This window comes from Corallococcus sp. AB045 (assembly GCF_003668895.1).
Lineage (GTDB): Bacteria > Myxococcota > Myxococcia > Myxococcales > Myxococcaceae > Corallococcus > Corallococcus coralloides.
In genome coordinates, this window is the sequence record NZ_RAWN01000015.1 from 58,990 (window position 1) to 79,283 (window position 20,294).

Genomic DNA, 20,294 nt, shown 5'->3' on the forward strand with positions numbered 1-20,294 from the left:
TCAGAGGCGCGGGTCCACGGGCTCGCTCTCCAGGGCGAGCACGCCGAAGACGCACTCGTGCACGCGGCGCAGGGACTCCTTCTTCGTGAAGCGCTCCAGTCCCTCCACGCCCAGCGAGAACTCACGCAGCGCGAGTGAGCGCTTGGTGCCCAGGCCCCGCTGGCGCAGCCGGTCCAGGTTCGCGGGCGTGGTGTACTCCGGGCCGTAGATGATGCGCAGGTACTCCGTGCCCCGGGACTTGATGGCGGGCTGCACCACGCCCTTGCGTCCGCGCACCGCGAAGCCGAAGGGCTTCACCACCATGCCCTCGCCGCCGCGCGCGGTGAGCTCCTCCCACCACCGCACGCCGCCGGCCACCGCGTCCGCGTCCTCCAGCGCCACGACGCGGTAGGGCGTGGCCACCAGGAACGACGGATCCGCGCGGCACACACGCGCCAGCGTCTCCATGTGCCAGACATGGTCCTTGTTCACGTGGGCCGCGCCCTCCGTGGCCAGCAGGTGGAACGGCGCCAGCCGCACGTCGTCCAGCGACGCCACCGGCCAGCAGTAGCGCCGGTACGCCTCCACGTAGCGCTGCACGTGGGTGGCCTTGTCCGTGAAGCGCGCGGACAGCTCGCCCAGCGGCAGTCCCCGGGCGGTGGCCTGTCCCAGCACGGACACCACGTCCGTCAGCGCCGCGCGGGAGGCCGCCCCCACGGCGGCGTACGGGTCGCGCAAGAGCTCCTGGGCCTTGAGCGACCAGGGCATCAGCTCGCAGTCCAGGCAGGCCCAGTCCGTCTTCAGCTCCTCCCAGAAGCCGGACGCGTCCAGCGCCGCCCGGACGCGCGCGAGGAACGCGGCCTCCAGGGTTTCGTCAGTGAAGAAGCGCCGGCCGGTGCGCGTGTAGCAGACACCCGTCTCGCCAGAGGTGACGCCGAAGCGGCGGCGGGCGGCGTCCGCGTCGCGCGTGATGACGACGACGGCGCGCGAGCCCATGTGCTTCTCCTCGCAGACGACCTGGGCCACGCCCTCCTTGCGGTAGTAGTCGAACGCCTGCTGGGGATGCTCCAGGAAGCCGGGCTCGGTGCTCGTCTCCGACGGCGACATGGTGGGCGGCAGGTAGATGAGCCAGCGCGGATCCATGGCGAAGCGGCTCATCGCCTCCAGCGCGGCGGTGGTGTTCTCCTCGCGCAGGGTGACGTTCGCGGCCAGCCGCGTGGAGATGACGCGCTTGCCCCGCACGTCCTCCAGGTCCAGCACGTCATCCGCCTGTTGCTGCGCGCTCAGGCCGGACGGGGCCGGAGCGGCCAGGGGTTTCACCGGCTCGCAGTACACGCGCTGCGCGGGCACGGACACCAGCTCCCGCTCCGGGTAGCGCAGGGCGGTGAGCTGGCCGCCGTAGACGCAGCCGGTGTCCACGCACAGCGTGTTGTTGACCCACTCGGCCTCCAGCACGGCCTGGTGGCCGTACACCACCGACGCGCGGCCCCGGTACTCCGCCGCCCAGTTGAAGCGCACCGGGAAGCCGTATTCGTCCGTCTCGCCCGTCGTCTCGCCGTAGAGCGCGAAGGTGCGCACGCGGCCGGAGCCCCGGCCCTGCATGCTCTCCTTCAGGCCCGCGTGCGCCACCACCAGGCGCCCGTCGTCCAGCACGTAGTGGGACACCAGGTCGTCGATGAACTTCGCCACCCGCTGATGGAACTCCGGCGGTTCCTGCTCCAACTGCTCCAGCGTCTGGGCCATGCCGTGGGACACGTTGACCTTGCCGCCGCGCAGCTTGCGCAAGAGCTTCATCTCGTGGTTGCCCGGCACGCACAGCGCGGTGCCGGCCTCCACCATGTCCATCACCAGCCGCAGCACGCCCGGGATGTCCGGGCCCCGGTCCACCAGGTCGCCCAGGAAGACGGCCTTGCGGCCCTCCGGTGGACGCACGTCGAAGCCCGGCGTGCCGTCCGCGCGCGGACGCACCTGGTAGCCCAGCTTCGCGAGCAGCGCCTCCAGCTCCTCGCGGCAACCGTGGATGTCGCCGATGATGTCGAACGGCCCGCGCTCGTGCTTGAGGTTGCACCAGAGCGGCTGGCGCTCCAGCACCACGCGTTCGATGGCGTCTGGCTTGAGGACGTGGAGGTGGCGGAAGCCCTCGCGCTCCAGGCCGCGCAGCGAGCGGTGCATCTGCGAGACCTGGTTGCGCACGAAGCGGAAGCTGGCGGCGCGGTCCGGCCGCTGCTGGTTGCGCTCGATGCAGGTGCGCTCCGGCACGTCCAGCACCAGCGCCACGGGCAGCACGTGGTACTCGCGCGCCAGCTCCACGAAGGCCTTGCGGGACTCCGGCTGCACGTTGGTGGCGTCCACCACGGTGAGCAGGCCTCGCGCCAGCCGCTTCGCCGCGACGTAGCGCAGCGTCTCGAAGGCGTCCTTCGTCGCCTCCTGGTTGTTCTCGTCATCGGACACGAAGCCCCGGTAGGTGTCCGAGGAGAGCACCTCCGTGGGCTTGAAGTGCCGGCGCGCGAAGGTCGACTTCCCCGAGCCGGATGGGCCAATCAGCACGACGAGCGACAGCTCTGGAATGTGGAGGTTCATCGCGTGAACACCGCCATCTGCGTCGGCGCGCCGACCTCCGCGTCGTTCTCTCCCACGGGCAGGAAGCTCACGGTGTAGCCGTAGCGCTCGCACATGCTGGCCGCCCACGCCTCGAACTCGGCGCGGGTCCACTCGAAGCGGTGGTCTCGGTGGCGGAAGGTGCCGGTGGGGAGCGAGGTGAAGCGCACGTTGTACTCGGCGTTGGGGGTGGTGAGGAGGATGAGGCCCGGCCGCGTGTACTCGAAGAGCACGCGCTCGAAGGCCGCGAGGCGCGGCATGTCCAGGTGTTCGATGACCTCGATGACGGTGGCAGCGTCGAAGCCCGCGAGCCGCTGGTCGCGGTACAAGAGCGAGCCGTGCAGCAGCTTCACGCGCTGGCGTTGCAGGTCCGGCATCCGCTCGATGCCGAGCCGGTCCTGGGCAATCTCCAGCGTGCGGTGGGACACGTCCATGCCCACGACTTCGGTGAAGCGGCGGTCCTTCAAGAGGGCCTTGATGAGCTTGCCCTCGCCGCAGCCCAGGTCCACCACGCGCGCGGCGCCGTGCTCCTGGAGGGCGGTCATCACCGTCTGGAGCCGCTGCTCGTTGAGGCTCAGGCGCGATTCGAGCACGGCCTCCTCGGCGTTGCGCGCCTCCTGACGTTCCTCGGGCTCCGGGGCCTCGTCGCCCGCGAGCCGCTCCAGGGCCTCGCGCGCCAGGCTGTGGCGGTGGCGCAGGTAGCGGCGGGCAATCTGCTCGCGCTCCGGGTGCGCGGCGAGCCAGCCCTCACCGTGGCGCACCAGCTTCTCCACCTCCTCGTCGCCGACCCAGTAGTGCTTGTCGTCGTCGAGCACCGGGATGAGGACGTACAGGTGCGAGAGCAGGTCGCCCAGGCGCACGCGTCCCTCCAGCGTCACGGTGAAGTAGCGGCTGTCCCCCCAAGCGGGCACCGTCTCATCCAGCGCGTGGCGGGTCGCGGTGACGGTGTAGCCGAGTGGCTCGAAGAGGCGGCGCAGGAAGACTTCTCCGCCCCGGCAGGGCAGCACCGACAGGCGGGCGGAGAGGGGGATGGGCTGTTCGGCCAGCTCCGGCCGGTCCTTGCTGCGTCCGGACAGCGCGGTGCCGAAGACGCGGGACAGCGCCACGCTCATGAAGGACGACGCCACGTAGGGCCGGTCGTTGACGTACTGCTCCAACGTGCCGCCCTGGCCCCCGGACGACGGACGGCCGCGCACCAGGGCGACGGGGTCCACCTCCAGGAGGAGCGCCGCCGTGGTGCGGCTGGCGGAGGCCTCCGGGTAGAAGACGTGCGCCAGTCCAAAGGGCAGCTCGAAGGACTGGGGCCGTTCCGGGTTCTTGTGCAGCAGGTAGCCCAGGTCCGTCGCGGGCGTGTGGGTCGTCGAAAGGGTCAGGAGCATGGGAGGCGCGCGTGAATCCTGCTGCGCGCTGGACGGGTGGAACAAGAGGCCCTGACGGAAAGGGGCCTCTTCTTTCCCCGCCTACCCGCCGACCGCCTGCTCGATGGCCCCGAAGATGCTGGCGCCCGAGTCGTCCCGCATCTCGATGCGCACCCGGTTGCCGCGCTTGAGGAACGGCGTCTTCGGCGCGCCGTCCCGGAGCGTCTCCACCACGCGCACCTCCGCGATGCACGAGTAGCCTGCCCCACCCGCACTCACCGGCTTACCGGGGCCGCCGTCCGGACCCCGGTTGGACACCGTGCCGGAGCCCACGATGCTGCCCGCGCACAGCGAGCGCGTCTTCGCCGCGTGCGCCACCAGCGTGCCGAAGTCGAACGTCATGTCCACGCCCGCGTCCGCGCGGCCGAAGGGCTCTCCGTCGAGGAAGACCTCCAGGCGGCGGTGCAGCTTGCCTTCCCGCCACGCGGTGCCCAGCTCATCCGGAGTGACGAACACCGGCGAGAACGCCGACGCGGGCTTGGACTGGAAGAAGCCGAAGCCCTTCGCCAGCTCGTTCGGAATGAGGTTGCGCAGCGACACGTCGTTGACCAGCCCCACCAGGACGACGGCGCCCAGGGCCTGCTCGCGCGTGGCGCCCAGCGGCACGTCGCGCGTCACCACCACGACCTCGCCCTCCATGTCACAGCCCCACGCCTCGTCGGCGAGCGGGATGGGCTGGCGCGGCCCCAGGAAGCCGTCGGAGCCGCCCTGGTACATCAAGGGGTCGGTCCAGAAGGAGGGTGGCAGCTCCGCGCCGCGCGCCTTGCGCACCAGCTCCACGTGGTTCACGTACGCGGAGCCGTCCGCCCACTGGTAGGCGCGGGGCAGGGGCGCTGCGCACCGGGCGGGGTCGAAGGGCGCTCCCGGAACCTCTCCGCGCTCCAGCCGCTCCGACAGCGCGCGCAGGGCCGGTGCGTGGCGGTCCCAGTCATCCAGCGCGGCCTGGAGCGTGGGCGCGATGGCGGACGCATCCGCCTGCCGGGACAGGTCCTTCGTCACGACGACGAGCCGTCCATCCCTTCCTGCGTCAATCGAGGCGAGCTTCACGGCTGACCGCCTCCCGAGGACGAAAGCTTCGCCTTGGGCAGGTCCGCCCAGCAGGCGTCGTAGTCCTTCTGGAGGACGGGGCTCTCCATGGCCTGGAGCGTGGGCGCGATGACCCAGCGGGTCTCGAACATGAAGGCGAGCGTGTTGTCGATCTTCTTCGGCGTCAGCTCCGCGGCGACGGCGGCTTCGTACGTCTTGCGGTCCGGGCCGTGGGCGCTCATGCAGTTGTGGAGCGACGCGCCGCCGGGCAGGAACGCGTCCGCCTTGGCGTCGTAGACGCCGTGGACCAGGCCCATCAGCTCGCTCATCACGTTGCGGTGGAACCAGGGCGGCCGGAAGGTGTTCTCCGCCACCATCCACCGGGGCGGGAAGATGACGAAGTCGCAGTTCGCCGTTCCCGGCGTGTCACTGGGCGACGTGAGCACCGTGAAGATGGACGGATCCGGGTGGTCGTAGCTCACCGTGTTGATGGTGTTGAAGCGCGCCAGGTCGTACGTGTACGGCACGTTGTTGCCGTGCCACGCCACGACGTCGAACGGCGAGTGGTCCAGCATCGTCTCCCAGAGGTTCCCCTGGAACTTCTGCACCACGCGCGTGGGGCGCTCCACGTCTTCATACGCCGCGTGCGGCGCCACGAAGTCGCGCGGGTTCGCCAAGCCGTTGGATCCGATGGGCCCCAGCTCCGGGAGCCGGAACTGCGCGCCGTAGTTCTCGCAGATGTAGCCGCGCGCGGGGCCGCCGGGCAGCTCCACCCGCATGCGCATGCCGCGCGGGATGAGCGCGACGTGGCCGGGCGGGACCTCCAGTACGCCCAGCTCCGTGACGATGCGCAGCGTCCCGGACTGGGGGACGATGAGCAGCTCACCGTCCGCGTTGAAGAACGCCGTGTCCGTCATGGACGCGGTCGCCGCGTAGAGGTGCACCGCCGCGCCCGCGTTCTCGGCCGGGGAGCCATTGCCGCCCAGCGTGAAGAGGCTCTCCAGGAAGGTGGTGGGCGTGGTGGGCATGGGCGCCGGGCTCCAGCGCAGCCGGTTGGGCGAGGGAGGCACCTCCCGGAACGGTCCGCTCTTCAGCGTGCGGGCCTCCACGGGCCGGTACGCCGGGTGGCCCGCGCTGGGCCGCAGCCGGTACAGCCACGTGCGCCGGTTCACGCCGCGCGGCGCGGTGAACGCGGTGCCGGAGAGCTGCTCGGCGTAGAGGCCGAACGCGACGCGCTGGGGCGTGTTCTGGCCTACGGGAAGCGCACCGGCGACAGCCTCCGATGCGTGCTCGTTTCCAAAGCCTGTCAGATGGCGGACGTTTTCCATGGCGTCCGAAATAGTAACAGATGTAACCAATCCGGCAAGGCTCAGGGGCCGGGCTTGAGGGCGCGGATGGCGGCGCGCTCCACGCGCTCCAGCAGCGAGCGCAGCACCTGTCGTTCAGAGGGCGACAGCTCCGCGAGCACCTCCGCCTCCGCTTCGAGCGCGGCGGGGGCAATCCGCTGGTAGAGCCTGCGCCCGGAGGCGGTCAGCGTCAGGCGCCGCGAGCGGGCGTCGCTCTGGCTCGTGGCGCGCCGCACCAGGCCGCGCTCCTCCAGCGAGCGCGCGGCGCGGCTCACCGGGACCTTCTCCATCCGCGTGCGCCGGACGAGCTCCAACTGTGAGCGCTCCCCGTCCTCGCCCAGTACGGCGATGAGCCGCCACTCCTGCGTGGAGAGGCCGTCCTCGGCCGCGTACACGCGGGCGATGCGCTGGCTCACGACGTTGTCCGCGACCGACAGGCGATAGGGGAGGAACTCATCGAGGGTGAGGCTCGCGGTGCGTGCTTTCTTCATCGGGCGTCGGACTATAGCCAGCGCGGCCCGCGTGCCATGGCTCGTGTGGAGGGCGGTGCTGGTGTCGCGCGCCCATCCGTCCTCGGAAGGAGTTCCCTGCATGCTGTCGCTGCGCGCCCGTCAGTCCATGCCCCCCAGGGTTATCTCCGCCAGTTCGCGGTAGAGCGGCACCACCTCTACCGCGAGCAGGTCCTCCATCACCTTTCGAGCGCCCGCGGTGTCTCCTGCCTGCCGGAGCCGACGGACCTCGGATCGCGCAGCCATCATCCGCATGGAGCTGCTTCGGATTCGGCCCCGCTCCTCTCGGAGCAGGGCCGTCGCGGTGGTGACGTCCTGGATGGCTGCCTGTGCGTCGGCCTCGGAGATGGCCACCTCGCGTGCCGTGCGCAGCAGCAGTTCGCGCACGTCCTGAGTGAGCACCAACGCTTCGCCCGCCTCCACGCGGGCGGCGAGGGCTCGCACCTCATCCCAGTTGAGGTCTTCGGACATGCTCAGCGCCTCTTCCTCTTCGGACGGCACCTGTCGTCCGGCCATTCCCCCCGCTGCCCTTCGCAGTATCTGCTCAAAGAGAAGATCCAACTGGAGGCGGAGTCGCGGGACCTGCAGGCCCGCCCCTCCGTCCCCCTGCTCGCCGTGAACTTCTAGTAGGCGCAAGCGCGGTTGTTGCACCACCCCTGCGTCGTGCCGCAGACGCAATCCGAGTCGTCGATGCACCGGGTGGACGGGCACGTCGGACCGCCACCACCGCCGCCACCGCCCGGGAGTTGGTAGGAGCAGGCGTTGCGCGTGCACGAGACAGACCGCGCGTTGGGACACGCGTTCCAGCAGTCATCCTCCGAGGAGCACCGGACGGAGAAACAGATCAGCCCCGCGGCCTCCTCGGGCGTGGGCTCGGAGGTCAGGGCCTCGGAGGACTCGGTGGCGGCACACACCGCCTGCGTGGCCATCTCCAGGGCCGGCGCGGACGGCTCCGCGAAGGCCGCGGTGGCCGCGAAGGACAGCAGGACTGCGACGCTCCAGGACAGGCTTCGGCGGGACGACGACATGACGGCGGGCTCTTTCCTCCCAGTGAAGTCATGCGGCGCTGCATGGGGATTCCTGGGAACACCAAATTAACATGGCTGTCCGGGCTGGGACCGCGCGCCCCCTGGTGACAGCCGCCATCAGGCGCATGACGGCAGCCATCAGGGCAGGGCCCCCGGGGCTGGGGCAAACCCCTGGAATCAGGTGCGGGCCGGGGGCTCCGGGGGCGGCACGACGGTTGCTGTAGGGGAGGGCACACGACGTCTTCCGCAGCCGAGGCCCACCATGAAGCTCCGCTCCTCCTCCTTCTCCAAGCCGTCCCTCTCCTCCGGCTCCCGCACGCGCAGCCCCAGCGCGCCCCCCAAGCTGACGACGCCCGGGACGGTGAAGCCGGAGACGGTGAAGTCGCAGAAGGCGCCCACGGCCCTGGAGCTGCAGGATGGCAAGAACAAGCTCAAGCCGGCGGACCACGGCGTGGTGCACCCGGACCTGTCGGGCATCCGGACCCGCCGTGACAGCCGTCAGTCCGGCGCGGACTTCGCGGACTTCACGCAGGACGCGCGCAACTCCACGCACCAGCTGATGAGCCGCCCCGTGGGCAACCAGATGCTGACGGAGCTCAACGGCCGCACGCAGCACGTGAACCCCGGCGCGACGGGCACCGCGCAGAAGCCGCTGACGGTGGCGGACATCTACTCCGGCCGCAGCGAGGCCATGCCCATGTCGCACCGCCCGCGCCACGACGGCACGCTCCAGTCGCTGCGCCCGGCGTACCGCTACGACGGCCAGGCCAGCGCGGGCCAGGCCAGCCGCATCAACTACAACGAGAACCAGCCCAGCCAGCGCTTCAACAGCCTGGGCCACGAGTCCGTGCACGCCTGGCGCGCCGCCAATGGTGTGCAGGTCAGCCCCCTGGCCGCCAGCAAGCACGCGGACGCGGAGGTGTTCAAGCGCTACCCCAGCCACTCGGCCGCGATGAAGGACACCGTGGAGACGCGCCTGCAACTGCGCGAGGAGTTCGAGACCGTCGGCCTGCGCCCCACGCCGCGCATGCCGAATGCCCCCTCGGAGAACGCCATCCGCGCCGAGCACGGGCTCCCCGCGCGCCAGGACTACTCGGGCTTCCGGCCCGGCGCGAACAAGAACCAGGCGAACTTCGAGAACTTCGACGCGGGCTCGGATGACCGCAGCCGGTTCCAGAAGTTCATGGGGACGCCGTCGCCGCTCGGGCAGATCGTCGGCGACCTGGAGAAGTAGGCGCTCGCGCCGGACGCGTCCCGGGCAAGGGGTTCATCGGTTGGATTGATACCCGGCCTGGGCCCGATTGCCGCGTGCGCCAGGTCCCCCCACCGTTCCCGGGAGACCGCAGGCCCGGGGGGGACCTCATGCGCGCGCGACTCCTGTTCATCTTCATCCCGTCTTTGATTGTTCCGGGGACGTATGCCGGAGCACAGGACGCCAGCTCGGCCGCGCACGGGGCGCATGGCAAGCCTTCCGCGCTGTCGAGCCTGACCTCGCTCGCCCAGGGCGCGGTGCTCTTCGATGACCTGGGGACCCTCCAGCGGAAGGTGACGACCCGGTCGCCCGAAGCGCAGGCCTTCTTCAACCAGGGCCTGCGGCTCACGTATGCCTTCAACCACGACGAGGCCGCGCGCTCGTTCGCCCGCGCCGCGCAGCTGGACCCCTCCTGCGCCAGTTGCTTCTGGGGCGTCGCCCTGGTGCTGGGGCCCAACTACAACGTGCCCATGCTGCCGGACCGGGCCGCGACCGCGTGGACGGCCCTGCAAAAGGCCCAGGCGCTCGCCCCCACGGCGACTCCCACGGAGCAGGCGCTCATCGGCGCGCTGTCCCGGCGCTACGGCGGGCCGGAGCCCCGCACGCCCGAACAGATGAAGCCCTTCTCCCAGTCCTACGCCAATGCCATGCGCGACGTGGCGAAGCGCTTCCCGGACGACAACGACGTGCAGGTGCTCTTCGCCGAGTCCCTGATGAACCTCAACCCGTGGAAGCTGTGGACACTGGAGGGCAAGCCGGAGCCGGGGACGGGAGAGATTGTCTCGCGGCTGGAGACAGTGCTCGCGCGCTCGCCGAACCACCCGGGCGCCAATCACTATTACATCCACGCCGTCGAGGCCTCGGAGCATCCCGAGCGCGCGCTGGCTTCCGCGGACCGGCTGCCGGGGCTGATGCCCGGCGCGGGACACGTGGTGCACATGCCGGCGCACATCTACCAGCGGGTGGGCCGGTACGCGGATGCCTCGGAGAGCAACCGCCGCGCCGTCCAGGCGGACAATGACTATCTGCGCCAGGTGGAGCCCATCGGGTACTACCCGATGTACCTGGCCCACAACTGGGGCTTCCTGTCGTTCTCCTCGTCCATGGAGGGACGCGCGGGGGAGTCCATCCGCGCCGCGCGCGAGTCCGCGAACGTCCTGCCGCCGGAGATGCTGAAGGAGATGCCGGGCATGGACTTCTTCGCCTCCGAACCCCTGCTCGCGATGGTGCGCTTCGGGCACTACGACGAACTGCTCACGGAGCCGCGGCCGGATCCGAAGTACCCGGTGCTGACGGGGCTGTGGCTGCACGCGCACGGGCTGGCGCTCGCGGCGAATGGGGAGTTCAAGGAGGCCCGCGCGGAGCACGCGGAGCTGGTGAAGCTGGCCGCCAACGTCCCCGACACGCTGACCGCCGGAAACAATTCGGCGAAGGACATGCTGGACGTGGCGGCCCGCGTGCTCGACGCCTCCATCGCGGAGCGCCAGGGCTGCGCGGATGCGCTGACTCGCTGGGAGGACGCGGTGCGCGCCGCGGATCAGCTGGCCTATTCAGAGCCCAGTGACTGGTTCTACCCCGTGCGTCACTTCCAGGGCGCGGCGCTGCTGGACGCGGAGCAGTACAAGGCCGCGGAGGCCGTCTACCGCGAGGACCTGCGCCGCAACCCCGGCAACGGCTGGGCGCTCTTCGGACTCGCCCAGTCGCTCAAGGGGCAGGGCCGCACGGCCGAGGCCTCCGCCGTGCAGCAGCGCTTCAAGAAGGCCTGGGCGGGTGCCGACATCGCGCTCACCCGCACGGCCTTCTGACGTCAGAAGCGGGCCTGGAGCAGGACGCTCACGCCCACCGCGCCGGCGGGTTGAAAGACAGGCCGGGAGACTCCCGTCTCGTCATCCTCGAAGAGGGTCCGGTTCGGGTCGTGCGTGTAGGAGACCTCCGCCAGCACGCCGGCAATCGTTCCCAGGTCCCAGCGCGCCGTGGCCTTCACCGTCACCACCAGCTTCGGGTCCTCGCCTTCGGGCAGGAGGGTGAGCCTGTTGGGCCCCTGGAACACGGCGGTGGAGTTGCTGATCAGGGGGCTCACCGGTGGGTTCCGCAGCGAGGCGGGGCGGGTGACGCGCACGAGCAGCCCGGGCGTCAGCCCCCAGTCCTGGAGGTGGTAGTCACTGCTCAGCGTGCCGGATACCTCCGCGCGGGTCTCCGCGTCGCTCATGAAGGCCTGGTACGGGGGGAACCCGGGGACGTCGACCTGGATGAATCCGAGGGAGCGGACGTAGGCCAGCACATGCGCCCGCCAGAAGCCCTGCTTCACCCGGGCCTCCAGGGCTCCAGCCCCCGACGGCTGGGTGCGCCGCTGAGGCGGGTCGGTCTCCCGATCATGCAAGCCCTGGGACACGATGCTGCCCTCCAGCGACACCGACGCGGCGAAACCGCCGGGGTACGTCTCCGGCTGGAAGAAGCGTTCGAAGAAGGTCGGGTCGCCCTGGTACAGGGCCAGGTCGACGTTGTTCCCGATGGGCGCGCCCCGGTGCCAGACCGCGCCCAGCGAGGCCCCGCGTACGGGGACGTGCATCTCGATGCCCAGGTTCGCGACGCCGGGGATCTGCCCCCGGTTGAGCACGGTGCCCTTCGCGGCCAGTCGCACCTCGGGCGTGACGTCCAGGAAGCCGCCCGCGAGCAGGGCGTAGCGGCGCGAAGCCTCCAGCTCCAGGTCGTCGAACACGGGGGCGGACTTGAGCGCCACGAAGGCGTCCCACCGCTGCCGGGACAGGCGCAGCTCCAGCGCGGACTCGGCGGCCGAGCGGCGCGGGAAGGCCTGCCGCTCCCACGTCACCGGGTAGGTGAAGCCCATGTAGAGCCGGGACGTGGACATGGGGTGGACCACCGCGGAGAGCCCCTCGCCGGCCTCCCACCCAGAGGGCCGGTAGCGCAGCCGGACGGTGCTGCCGTTGTCCGAGAAGCCCATGCCCTGCGAGTTGCCCAGGGTGAGGAAGAACGACAGCGCGGCCTCCGCGCGCAGGCCCGACGCGAGCTCCGGCGTATGTCCTTCCAGCGCCGCGTGGAAGGAGGTGCCGGTGGGGGCGCCTTGGGTGTCGATGCCCTCGTCGGTGGCGTAGAAGGACAGCCGCGCCTGGAAGGGCGGCTCGGTGGACGTGGGTGCGGAGGCCTGTCCCAGCAGGAGCAGCAGGGGAAGCGTCAGGAGTGGAGACGTCATGGGCGCGCGCGCATAGCACGTCCCGCCTGGGGCAGGCATTGCCAGCAGGCGCTTCAGGACGCGGCGTCAATGCGGCTGTGGCGCCGCGTGTCTGGCATCACCGTGTAGACCAGCAGCGAGCAGAAGATGCAGGCCGTGACGTACCAGAAGAACCACGGCTCGTGCCCGGCCAGCTTCAGGCGCGTGCCCACGTACTCCGCGGTGCCGCCGAAGAGAGACACCGTCAGCGCGTAGGGCAGCCCCACGCCCAGGGCGCGGATGCGCGCCGGGAACAGCTCCGCCTTCACCACGGCGTTGATGGACGTGTAGCCGGAGAGGATGACCAGCGCGGCGAGCACCAGCAGGAACGCGGTGAAGGCGTCCCGCGTCCGCGTCAGCGCAGTGAGCAGCGGCACCGTGCACAGCGTGCCCAGCACGCCGAACCCCATCAGCACCGGCCTGCGTCCCACCCGGTCGGAGACGAACCCCAGCACCGGCTGGAGGAACATGTAGAGGAACAGCGAGCCCGCGGAGATGAGCGTGGCCTCATCCCGCGTCAGCCCCACGGAGTTCACCAGGAACTTCTGCATGTAGACGGTGTATGTGTAGAAGGCCAGCGTCCCGCCCATCGTGAGTCCCACCACGACGGCGATCTCCTTCGGGTGGCGCAAGAGCTCCCGCATGGGGTCGTGCTCGGACTTCTTCGCGGCCTCGCGGGTGAAGGCCTCCGTCTCCACCATGTTGCGGCGCATGTAGAAGCCGAAGATGGCCAGCGCCGCGCCAATGCCAAACGGGATGCGCCAGCCCCAGGCCTCCAGCTGCGGGCCCGTCAACACCAGCCGCTGCAACACCAGCAGCGTCAGCGTGGCCAGCAGCTGCCCCATGATGAGCGTGACGTACTGGAAGGAGCTGTAGAAGCCTCGGTGGCGGGAGGTGGCCACCTCGCTCAGGTAGGTGGCGCTGGTGCCGTACTCGCCGCCCAGGGAGAGGCCCTGGAGCAGCCGCGCGAGCATCAGCACCACGGGCGCCGCCACGCCGATGCGCGCGTAGGTGGGGCACACGGCGATGATCAGCGAGCCCAGGCACATCAGCGTGACGGACAACGTCAGCGCGGACCTGCGGCCCTGGCGGTCCGCGTAGAGCCCCATCAACCAGCCGCCCACCGGCCGGATGAGGAAGCCCAGCGCGAACACCCCGGCGGTGTTGAGCTGCTGCACCAGCGGATCCGCGTCCGGGAAGAACGCCTGCGCGAAGTACAGCGAGAACGCCGAGTAGACGTAGAAGTCGTACCACTCGATGAGGTTGCCCACCGAGCCGCCGAAGATGGAGAGCAGCCGCTGCCGCACGGGGGACATCGGGCGGGGGCTCAGGCCTTCAGCGTGCGGCCGAACAGGTCCTCGAGCCTCTTCCAGTGCGTCTCCGCGACCTCCGCGTTGAACTGGGGCGTGCCCGGCACCGAATAGCCGTGCTGCGCGCCGGGGTAGAGCTCCGAGCGGTACTTCACGCCCGCGTCCTTCAGCGCCGCCTCCAGCGTGCGGATGGCGTCCGCGGGCATGGAGTTGTCGTTGTCCGCGTGGCCGAAGTACAGCTCGGCCTTCACCTGGCTCACCAGACGGTGGGGACTGTCGGGCGCATCCGTGGCCAGGCGGCCGCCGTGGGAGGACGCCACCGCGCCGATGCGGTCCGGGAAGTCCGCGCCCATGCGCACCGCGATGCCGCCGCTGAAGCAGTAGCCGGCCACGCCCGCCTTCGGGCCCTTCACGAAGGGCTGCCGGGCGAGGAAGTCCAATTCAGCGCCCGCGTCCAGCTTCAGCCGTTCCGGCGTCAGCGTGCCGATGAGGCCGTAGATGCGCTTGCGGAACGCCTCGTCCGCGAAGGTGCCCTTGAGGTCCAGCTTCGAGGCGGGCGCCTCCCGGTAGAACACGTTGGGCAGCAGCACGACGTAGCCGGACTTCGACAGGCGCCGGGCCATCTCCTCGGAGACGGGCCGGATGCCAAAGGCATCCGGAATCATGATGACCGCCGGCCACGGTCCCGAGCCCTCCGGCTGGAAGAGCTTCGCGTCCATCACTCCATCCGCGGTCTTGATGTCGACGTCCTGCATGGCGTGGGTGACCTCCAGCGCGGGCGGTGCATGCGCCCGGCAGGAGGGTGACACCACACGCGCGGGCGATGCGCCATCCGTTTCGCGGCGGGCCCCCACCGCCCCGCGCGAAACGGACACTTGCTTGGATTACTTGACGCAGTTGCTCCAGCCGCGCTTGCTGTTGCTGACCGTCATCTCCCAGTAGCGGGTGCCGCTGTTGTAGTCGATGGAGACGCCGTCGTTGAAGTCGCTGGTGCTGAAGTTGCCGCCGATGCCGGACAGCAGGCAGGCCACGCCGCCGGGGTTGTAGTCCAGGTTGTGCGTGAAGGTGCCCGGGTTGCCCGCGATCCACAGCCAGCCGCCCTGGGCCGTGGGGACGTCCACGCAGATGGCGCGGGCGCCGCCGGACGCGCCCAGGTTGCCGCCCAGGTACCAGTTGTTGCCGTCGTTCCAGACGCGGGCGTAGTCGGAGTTGGACGTGAAGCCACCCGCGGCCTCCACCTGCGTGAGGAAGCAGCGGCGGTCCGCGGTGACGGCGCCCAGCAGCTTCGCCGCCTGGCCCTTGTACCAGGCCATCTCCGCGGTGCGGTTGGTGGCGGTGTTGAGGCACTGGACGCCCGTGCCCAGCGCCTTGCTGTTGGTGTGGTTGACGAAGAGCTGCCAGTTGCCGGCGTACTGGTACACGCCCGCGCTGGCCCAGCTGGTGCCCTTGAGGTTGCCCTGGATGCCGGTCAGGAAGCAGGTCCGGCCCGTGGAGGTCCCGATGGCGGTGGAGGTCAGGCCGTTGTTGGAGGTGCCCCACCAGTAGGTCCCACCCAGGGTGACAGCCTGCTCGCTCGTCGCGAGGGACGCGTCCTCGGGCGCGACGGGGGTGGCGGTCTCGGTGACGGCCTCGCCCGCGGGGGCCTCGCCCGACAGGGTCTCGTCCATCATCGGGTCGCCGCCACAGCCCACCGCGAAGAGGCAAAGGGGGGCCGCCAGGAACAGCTTTCGCGCGAAGTGATTCGTGTGCATGTCGCTTCTCCGTCCGTCGTTTGGGAATGCCAGCGATGCGTCCGGCTGGCCGGGGTTCGTCCCGGCCGGGTCGCCAGCGGGGAACGTGGCGGGCCATGAGCAACGGGGATGCCAGCGCCGCGTCCCTGGGGCGCGTGTCGAAGGAGGGCTCGGGGAACGGCAAGCCTTGCGCTTCCACGACGCGTGCGGGACGGCAAGGCTTGCACGGACGGCAAGCGTTGCACGGTGGGGCGGCCGGGACGTGTGTCCGGGCGGGGCTCCTGGCAGGATCGCGCAATCAGTCTACGGAGCGGGGAGGGCAAGTTGGGCATGCATCGCGAAGGCGCGGCCGTGGTCCGGACGCTGGTGGTGCTGGGCGCGCTGTTCGGAGCCGGTGCGCGGGCGGAGGTGACGCGCGCGGAGTTCCTGGTGCCGTCGGAGGAGGGCATCGAGGTGTCCGTGCGCGAGGTGAAGGACACGGGCATGCAGGTGGCCAACCTGCCGCCGCTCATCCTCCTGCACGGCGCGCGGGTGCCGGGGCGGGCCTCGTTTGATTTGCCCGTCGAGGGCGGCTCCATCGCGGCGGAGCTCGCCCGCGCGGGGCATGCGGTGTACCTCCTGGATGCGCGCGGCTATGGCGGCTCCACGCGGCCCCTGGCGATGAGCACGCCCGCGAAGGGCCGGCCCCTGGTGGGCTCACATGAAGTCGTCCAGGACGTGCACGCGGTGGTGGGCTGGGTGAAGGCGCGCACGGGGCAGCGCCGCGTGGGACTGGTGGGCTGGGCCACGGGAGGTCACTGGGCGGGCATGTACGCCAGCCTCCATCCGGACAACGTCAGCCACCTGGTGATGCTCAACGCGCTGTACGCGGGCAGCGCGGAGCACAAGATGCTGGGCAAGGGCACGGACTTCGAGGACCCGAAGCGGCCGGGGCACTTCAACGCGGAGGGCATGGGCTCCTACCGGTGGAACACGGGTGCGTCGCTGATGGCCGTGTGGGACCGGCAGCTGCCCGCGGAGGAAGAGGAGCGGGTGAAGTGGCGGGACCCGGAGGTAGCGGCGTCGTTCCAGCGCGAGGCGGTGACGAGTGATCCGCTGGGGCCGTCACGCACGCCGTTCGCCTTCCGGGCGCCGTCCGGGGCGCTGGAGGACAGCTTCTATCTGGCCACGGGCCGGCAGCTGTGGGACGGAGCGTCCATCACGGGGAAGGTGCTCATCCTGCGCGCGGAGAACGACTTCTGGAGCCGGCCGGAGGACGTCACGCGCCTCCAGGAGCACCTGAACCACGCCGCCAGCGTGAAGGCCGTGGTGCTCCCGGGCGCGACGCACTTCGTGCACCTGGAGCGGCCGGAGCGGGGCCGCCGCCTGCTCATGGACGAGCTGCTGCGCTTCACCGGCGCCCGCGTCACCCCCGCGCCGAAGCCCCCGAAGCCCGTCGCGCCGTGAGCCGCTAGACTGGTGGGGATGATTTCCATCCGGAGACTCGAACAGGCGACCCTCGACGAGCGAGAGGCGCTGGCCGAACTGCTCATCGACTCCGTGGACGGAGGCGCGTCGGTGGGCTTCCTGCCGCCGCTCTCGCGGGACGTGGCGGTGGAGTACTGGCGGGGCGTGCTCGCGGCGCTGGGGCCGGGGCTGGTGCTCTGGGTCGCGGAGGTGGACGGGCGCATCGCCGGCACCGTGCAGCTCGCGCCGTCGCTGCGTCCCAACGGGCTGCACCGCGCGGAGGTGCAGAAGCTGCTCGTGCACTCGCGGGCCCGCGGACAGGGGCTCGCGTCGCGGCTGCTCCAGGAGGTCGAGCAGTACGCCCGGAGCGCGGGGCGCACGCTGCTGGTGCTCGACACGCTGGCGGGCTCGAAGGCGGAGGCCGTCTATCGGCACTGCCAATGGCAGCGTGCCGGAGAGATTCCAGACTGGGCGCGGCACACCGACGGTGAGCTGCACCCCACGGTCCTCTTCTTCAAGCGCCTCGCGCCCTGACGCTCACGGCACGTGGGGGCAGGGCGGGTCGTCGGGGCAGCGGGATTGAGACTAAGCTGCGCGGACCTGCTCTGGGAGGAACAATGCCAAGAGGCTCCGGTAAGCGCGTGGTGCGCTACGTCCCCATCCGGTACGACGTGCTCGACCCCCGGGCCAATCCCTATACGGTCCGCACGGTCACCCTGGACCTTGGCCAGTGTCTCGGCGCCAAACGCCCCATTCGCGTAGCCCCCCAGAAAGTGAAGCAGGAGGTCTGGAACAACGTCATCTTCCGCTCCGTCACCCGGGACGCCCACGACTTCATCCTGGTGAAGGTTCCCGCCGCGTGCGTGAACGCCGTGCTGAAGAACGGGGTGGAGCTCGACGGCCAGCGCTTCCGGGTGGACCTCATGTCCGGCTCCCTGTTCAAGCCGGATGACCATGATCGCCGCACGCTCATCGGCATCCCAGACGCGGCGAGACAATTCTTCTCGGACCTGCTGGGCTTCGAGGAGTCCGTCTACTACGCGTCGCGGGCACTCTTCGCCCGGCACCTCACGGGGGTCCGGGGCAACATCCGGGGCCGCGCCTATCCCCTCTCGGACGAGCACCCGCCCGTCATCGAGCTGACCCATCGCATCAGCGGCCGGAAGCTGTCCCTCATGGTCCATGACGGTTGGGGCTATGTCCGGGGCTCGGTCGCGCAGGACATGGCGCGCCAGCTCTCCCAGCGCAAGCGGCGCCACAAGCCGGGCGGCAACGCGAACTACCAGATGTTCCAGTGGTTCAAGGACGTGCGGCCCGAGGTGGTCTCCGAGCTGACCTCCTCCGCGAAGCGCCACCTGTCATCTTCCCTGTCGAGCAAGGTGCGATACAGCGCCCTCACGACAGGCCGTCCCACGATGCAGCTCGGCGTGGCGATGCCCACCCCCGGGCGGTGCGTGGTGTTTCCCTCCGGCCAGGAGCGCTTCGAGCCCGCGGCCCAGGGCGGGCTCATCCTCTCGCGCTCACCGGCGGACAAGCCGAACTGCCATCCGGTCCACTGGGATGACGTCGAGACCGTGGGGCCCGCCTCGGACTTTCTCGCCCAGATGGAGTGCCTCCAGTACACGTGGACGGGCTTCGACCGGGGCCACCTGACGTTCTTCAAGGGCATGCTGGGCATCATCCCCGAGGCGTGGTGGCCCGCCGAGTGGGAGAGCCGCAGCGTCATCGTCTGCGCCAAGGATCGCAAGCTCGACGAGCGCTGGACCACCGAGAAGAAACGCGACGAGGCCCATGCGCTCCAGGAGGACTTCCTGCTCGAAGACAGCAGCCTGGTGGCGGTGGACTGGTTCGAGGCGGGGGAGGCCATCGGCGTGCCGTATGACATCCAGTCGTGGCTCGGCGGCGACTACGACGGCGACAAAGTCCAGGTGTTCTTCGAGAAGCACAACCCGCGCCTCTTCCAGCAGGCCGTCGATGAGTTCGACCGCGAGGCGCTCAACCCCAAGCTCGCCAAGCGCTTCAGCCATGCGCCCGGCCGCACGCGCCGGGGGCGGCTGCTGGCCATGACCTCGAAGAACACCGAGTTGTGGTCGGTGATCGCCGCCACGGTGAACGCACTGACGGAGACGCAGCGAGGGAAGCTGGCCACCTCCCTGGGGTTCACGGGGGAGAAGGCGGAGGCCGAGCTCTGGGCGACCATCGAGCGGGGTATCAAGGTCGGGACCGACAGCTACAAGACCTCGGAGGATGTGCGGACCTGGGAAGCGCACGCCCGCCAATATCAGAAGGTCCTCCGCAAGGAGTTCGGCGCGAGCCGGTTGCCCTACAGCAAGGCCCTGCGCGGGCTCCTCGAACAGACGGCCCAGCCGGTGCTCACCGACCCGGAATGGCGCGGCGTCTACTTCCAGTGCATCAACACCTACCCCCTGCCGCCCCTCCAGGGCACCCTGGCCTTGCGCGGCGTGCCCGTGAGGGTGTTGGGGCATGTGCTTCATCGGCTGCTCCCGGCGGAGCAAAGGACTCCCGAGGCCCTCCAGGGCTTCTTCGAGCAATGGCTCCGCGAGCGCTCCCTTCCCACGGAGGAGGCCCACCGCATCGCCACCAGCCGCGAGGTCCAGGAGATGTTCGCCACGCTCCTCAAGGACTTCGCCCAGGCGGAGGCCGAGCCTGTGAAGAACCGCTCCGCGTATGTGCCGCGGCCCGCGACGCGAGGCTCCCTGGGCTGGAGCAGCCACCTGCGAAACGTCCACGGCTACGTGCCCAAGACCGGAGGGGTGCTCGGCGTGCTGGACGTCCTGTACCTGATGGCGGACTCCGGGGAGGAAGGAGGCCCCGCCTCGTTCTGGCAGGCGTATCAGCTTTTCGTCCGGGACCACCCGCAGCACCGCTACACGCTGTCCCCGGTGGACGTGATTCGCTGGAAGAAAGGCATCTCCCCCACGGGGCTGTACATCGTGGCGGGCCGGGAGGAATGGGCCGAGTACGAGCGCTTCAAGCAACAGCACCCCGAGTTCGAGTACTCGCACTGAGCAGCTCCAAGGCCTACCGGCACCATGTGTCCAATACGGCGGGCTGGGATATGGGCTCAGTCCGCCCGGAGCACGATCGCGGGGGGCACGTGCGCGGCCCTCCTTGCTGGCAACAGCGCCGCGAGGAACGCCACCGCGCCGAGCACCGCCACCACCAACCCATACGTGAGTGGATCCGTGGGGCGCACGCCGTTGAGCAGGTGCGACAGCGCGCGGCTGGCTCCCCATGCGAGCCCCAGCCCCAACACCAACCCCACCGCCGTGAGCCGCAGGTAGTGGCTCAACACCATGCCCATCAGCTGGCCCGCACGCGCCCCCAATGCCATGCGGATGCCAAGCTCGCGCGTGCGCTGCACCACCGCGTAGGCCACCACCCCGTAGAGCCCCACCGCCG

Annotated in this window: 17 protein-coding genes; 5 read left to right on the forward strand and 12 right to left on the reverse strand. The window is 70.2% G+C overall.

Translation table 11 applies throughout. The annotated features are described in order from the left end of the window. From D7Y21_RS05970 to D7Y21_RS06000, 7 genes are all read right to left on the reverse strand, one after another. Entirely contained in the window at nt 1–2,559 is a 2,559-nt protein-coding gene (locus tag D7Y21_RS05970; RefSeq protein WP_121711817.1) for a polynucleotide kinase-phosphatase, read from the reverse strand. Then, nucleotides 2,556–3,956: a 3' terminal RNA ribose 2'-O-methyltransferase Hen1 gene (locus tag D7Y21_RS05975; RefSeq protein ID WP_121711842.1), complete on the reverse strand. Its 1,401-nt coding sequence runs from the start codon at nt 3,954–3,956 to the stop codon at nt 2,556–2,558. The genes D7Y21_RS05970 and D7Y21_RS05975 overlap by 4 nt, the downstream gene beginning before the upstream one ends. Before the next feature lie 81 nt (nt 3,957–4,037). Further along, a complete protein-coding gene (locus tag D7Y21_RS05980) occupies nt 4,038–5,042 on the reverse strand; it encodes a fumarylacetoacetate hydrolase family protein (protein WP_121711819.1) in 1,005 nt (334 codons plus the stop codon). After that, nucleotides 5,039–6,349 (reverse strand): homogentisate 1,2-dioxygenase, encoded by a 1,311-nt coding sequence (gene hmgA, locus D7Y21_RS05985; RefSeq protein ID WP_199735368.1) that lies wholly within the window; start codon nt 6,347–6,349, stop codon nt 5,039–5,041. Before hmgA ends, D7Y21_RS05980 begins: the two co-directional genes overlap by 4 nt. 41 nt (nt 6,350–6,390) lie before the next feature. Further along, nucleotides 6,391–6,858 (reverse strand): MarR family winged helix-turn-helix transcriptional regulator, encoded by a 468-nt coding sequence (locus D7Y21_RS05990; protein WP_120616929.1) that lies wholly within the window; start codon nt 6,856–6,858, stop codon nt 6,391–6,393. A 120-nt stretch (nt 6,859–6,978) separates the two neighbouring features. Continuing rightward, the gene (locus tag D7Y21_RS05995) at nt 6,979–7,347 is read right to left on the reverse strand and encodes a DUSAM domain-containing protein (protein ID WP_121711821.1); all 369 of its coding nucleotides are present in this window, start codon (nt 7,345–7,347) and stop codon (nt 6,979–6,981) included. A 152-nt stretch (nt 7,348–7,499) separates the two neighbouring features. Next, entirely contained in the window at nt 7,500–7,904 is a 405-nt protein-coding gene (locus D7Y21_RS06000; protein WP_120563664.1) for a hypothetical protein, read from the reverse strand. Nucleotides 7,905–8,166: 262 nt separating this feature from the next. Between D7Y21_RS06000 and D7Y21_RS06005 the strand changes: the two genes are divergently transcribed. Together D7Y21_RS06005 and D7Y21_RS06010 are read left to right on the forward strand one after the other, a co-directional pair. Next, on the forward strand, nt 8,167–9,138 hold the full coding sequence (locus tag D7Y21_RS06005) for a M91 family zinc metallopeptidase (RefSeq protein WP_121711823.1): 972 nt from the start codon (nt 8,167–8,169) through the stop codon (nt 9,136–9,138). A gap of 128 nt (nt 9,139–9,266) precedes the next feature. Beyond that, on the forward strand, nt 9,267–10,961 hold the full coding sequence (locus D7Y21_RS06010) for a tetratricopeptide repeat protein (RefSeq protein WP_121711825.1): 1,695 nt from the start codon (nt 9,267–9,269) through the stop codon (nt 10,959–10,961). Nucleotides 10,962–10,963: 2 nt separating this feature from the next. Here D7Y21_RS06010 and D7Y21_RS06015 read toward each other — a convergent pair whose 3' ends face one another. From D7Y21_RS06015 to D7Y21_RS06030, 4 genes are all read right to left on the reverse strand, one after another. Further along, nucleotides 10,964–12,367, reverse strand: a complete 1,404-nt coding sequence (locus D7Y21_RS06015) for a hypothetical protein (RefSeq protein WP_121711826.1) — start codon at nt 12,365–12,367, stop codon at nt 10,964–10,966. A 53-nt stretch (nt 12,368–12,420) separates the two neighbouring features. Then, the gene (locus D7Y21_RS06020) at nt 12,421–13,701 is read right to left on the reverse strand and encodes an MFS transporter (RefSeq protein WP_121711828.1); all 1,281 of its coding nucleotides are present in this window, start codon (nt 13,699–13,701) and stop codon (nt 12,421–12,423) included. An 11-nt stretch (nt 13,702–13,712) separates the two neighbouring features. Beyond that, nucleotides 13,713–14,450, reverse strand: a complete 738-nt coding sequence (locus D7Y21_RS06025; protein ID WP_121711830.1) for a dienelactone hydrolase family protein — start codon at nt 14,448–14,450, stop codon at nt 13,713–13,715. 129 nt (nt 14,451–14,579) lie between these two features. Then, entirely contained in the window at nt 14,580–15,446 is an 867-nt protein-coding gene (locus D7Y21_RS06030; protein WP_121711832.1) for a hypothetical protein, read from the reverse strand. A 309-nt stretch (nt 15,447–15,755) separates the two neighbouring features. Here D7Y21_RS06030 and D7Y21_RS06035 point away from each other — a divergent pair, with 309 nt between their 5' ends. The 3 genes from D7Y21_RS06035 to D7Y21_RS06045 all read left to right on the forward strand — a co-directional run bounded on the left by D7Y21_RS06035 (nt 15,756) and on the right by D7Y21_RS06045 (nt 19,900). Further along, complete coding sequence (locus tag D7Y21_RS06035; protein WP_121711835.1) at nt 15,756–16,871, forward strand: alpha/beta fold hydrolase; 1,116 nt, start codon at nt 15,756–15,758, stop codon at nt 16,869–16,871. A gap of 18 nt (nt 16,872–16,889) precedes the next feature. Beyond that, nucleotides 16,890–17,405 carry a GNAT family N-acetyltransferase gene (locus D7Y21_RS06040; RefSeq protein WP_120563656.1) on the forward strand — a complete coding sequence of 172 codons (516 nt, stop codon included), beginning with the start codon at nt 16,890–16,892 and terminating at the stop codon, nt 17,403–17,405. 83 nt (nt 17,406–17,488) lie between these two features. After that, nucleotides 17,489–19,900, forward strand: a complete 2,412-nt coding sequence (locus D7Y21_RS06045) for a hypothetical protein (RefSeq protein ID WP_147469197.1) — start codon at nt 17,489–17,491, stop codon at nt 19,898–19,900. 56 nt (nt 19,901–19,956) lie between these two features. On the opposite strand, the gene D7Y21_RS06050 is transcribed toward D7Y21_RS06045, so the two are convergent. After that, nucleotides 19,957–20,294 (reverse strand): FtsX-like permease family protein (locus D7Y21_RS06050; RefSeq protein ID WP_121711846.1); only part of this gene is annotated, 338 nt, incomplete at its 5' end.

What these genes read in the sequence shown, in the direction of transcription:
- hmgA (WP_199735368.1), bottom strand. Translation starts at nt 6,349, where the DNA reads ATGGAAAACGTCCGCCATCTGACAGGCTTTGGAAACGAGCACGCATCG.
- D7Y21_RS06000 (WP_120563664.1), bottom strand. Translation starts at nt 7,904, where the DNA reads ATGTCGTCGTCCCGCCGAAGCCTGTCCTGGAGCGTCGCAGTCCTGCTG.
- D7Y21_RS05970 (WP_121711817.1), bottom strand. Translation starts at nt 2,559, where the DNA reads ATGAACCTCCACATTCCAGAGCTGTCGCTCGTCGTGCTGATTGGCCCA.
- D7Y21_RS06005 (WP_121711823.1), top strand. Translation starts at nt 8,167, where the DNA reads ATGAAGCTCCGCTCCTCCTCCTTCTCCAAGCCGTCCCTCTCCTCCGGC.
- D7Y21_RS06045 (WP_147469197.1), top strand. Translation starts at nt 17,489, where the DNA reads ATGCCAAGAGGCTCCGGTAAGCGCGTGGTGCGCTACGTCCCCATCCGG.
- D7Y21_RS06030 (WP_121711832.1), bottom strand. Translation starts at nt 15,446, where the DNA reads ATGCACACGAATCACTTCGCGCGAAAGCTGTTCCTGGCGGCCCCCCTT.
- D7Y21_RS06025 (WP_121711830.1), bottom strand. Translation starts at nt 14,450, where the DNA reads ATGCAGGACGTCGACATCAAGACCGCGGATGGAGTGATGGACGCGAAG.
- D7Y21_RS06040 (WP_120563656.1), top strand. Translation starts at nt 16,890, where the DNA reads ATGATTTCCATCCGGAGACTCGAACAGGCGACCCTCGACGAGCGAGAG.
- D7Y21_RS05995 (WP_121711821.1), bottom strand. Translation starts at nt 7,347, where the DNA reads ATGTCCGAAGACCTCAACTGGGATGAGGTGCGAGCCCTCGCCGCCCGC.
- D7Y21_RS05975 (WP_121711842.1), bottom strand. Translation starts at nt 3,956, where the DNA reads ATGCTCCTGACCCTTTCGACGACCCACACGCCCGCGACGGACCTGGGC.
- D7Y21_RS05990 (WP_120616929.1), bottom strand. Translation starts at nt 6,858, where the DNA reads ATGAAGAAAGCACGCACCGCGAGCCTCACCCTCGATGAGTTCCTCCCC.
- D7Y21_RS06015 (WP_121711826.1), bottom strand. Translation starts at nt 12,367, where the DNA reads ATGACGTCTCCACTCCTGACGCTTCCCCTGCTGCTCCTGCTGGGACAG.
- D7Y21_RS06010 (WP_121711825.1), top strand. Translation starts at nt 9,267, where the DNA reads ATGCGCGCGCGACTCCTGTTCATCTTCATCCCGTCTTTGATTGTTCCG.
- D7Y21_RS06020 (WP_121711828.1), bottom strand. Translation starts at nt 13,701, where the DNA reads ATGTCCCCCGTGCGGCAGCGGCTGCTCTCCATCTTCGGCGGCTCGGTG.
- D7Y21_RS06035 (WP_121711835.1), top strand. Translation starts at nt 15,756, where the DNA reads ATGCATCGCGAAGGCGCGGCCGTGGTCCGGACGCTGGTGGTGCTGGGC.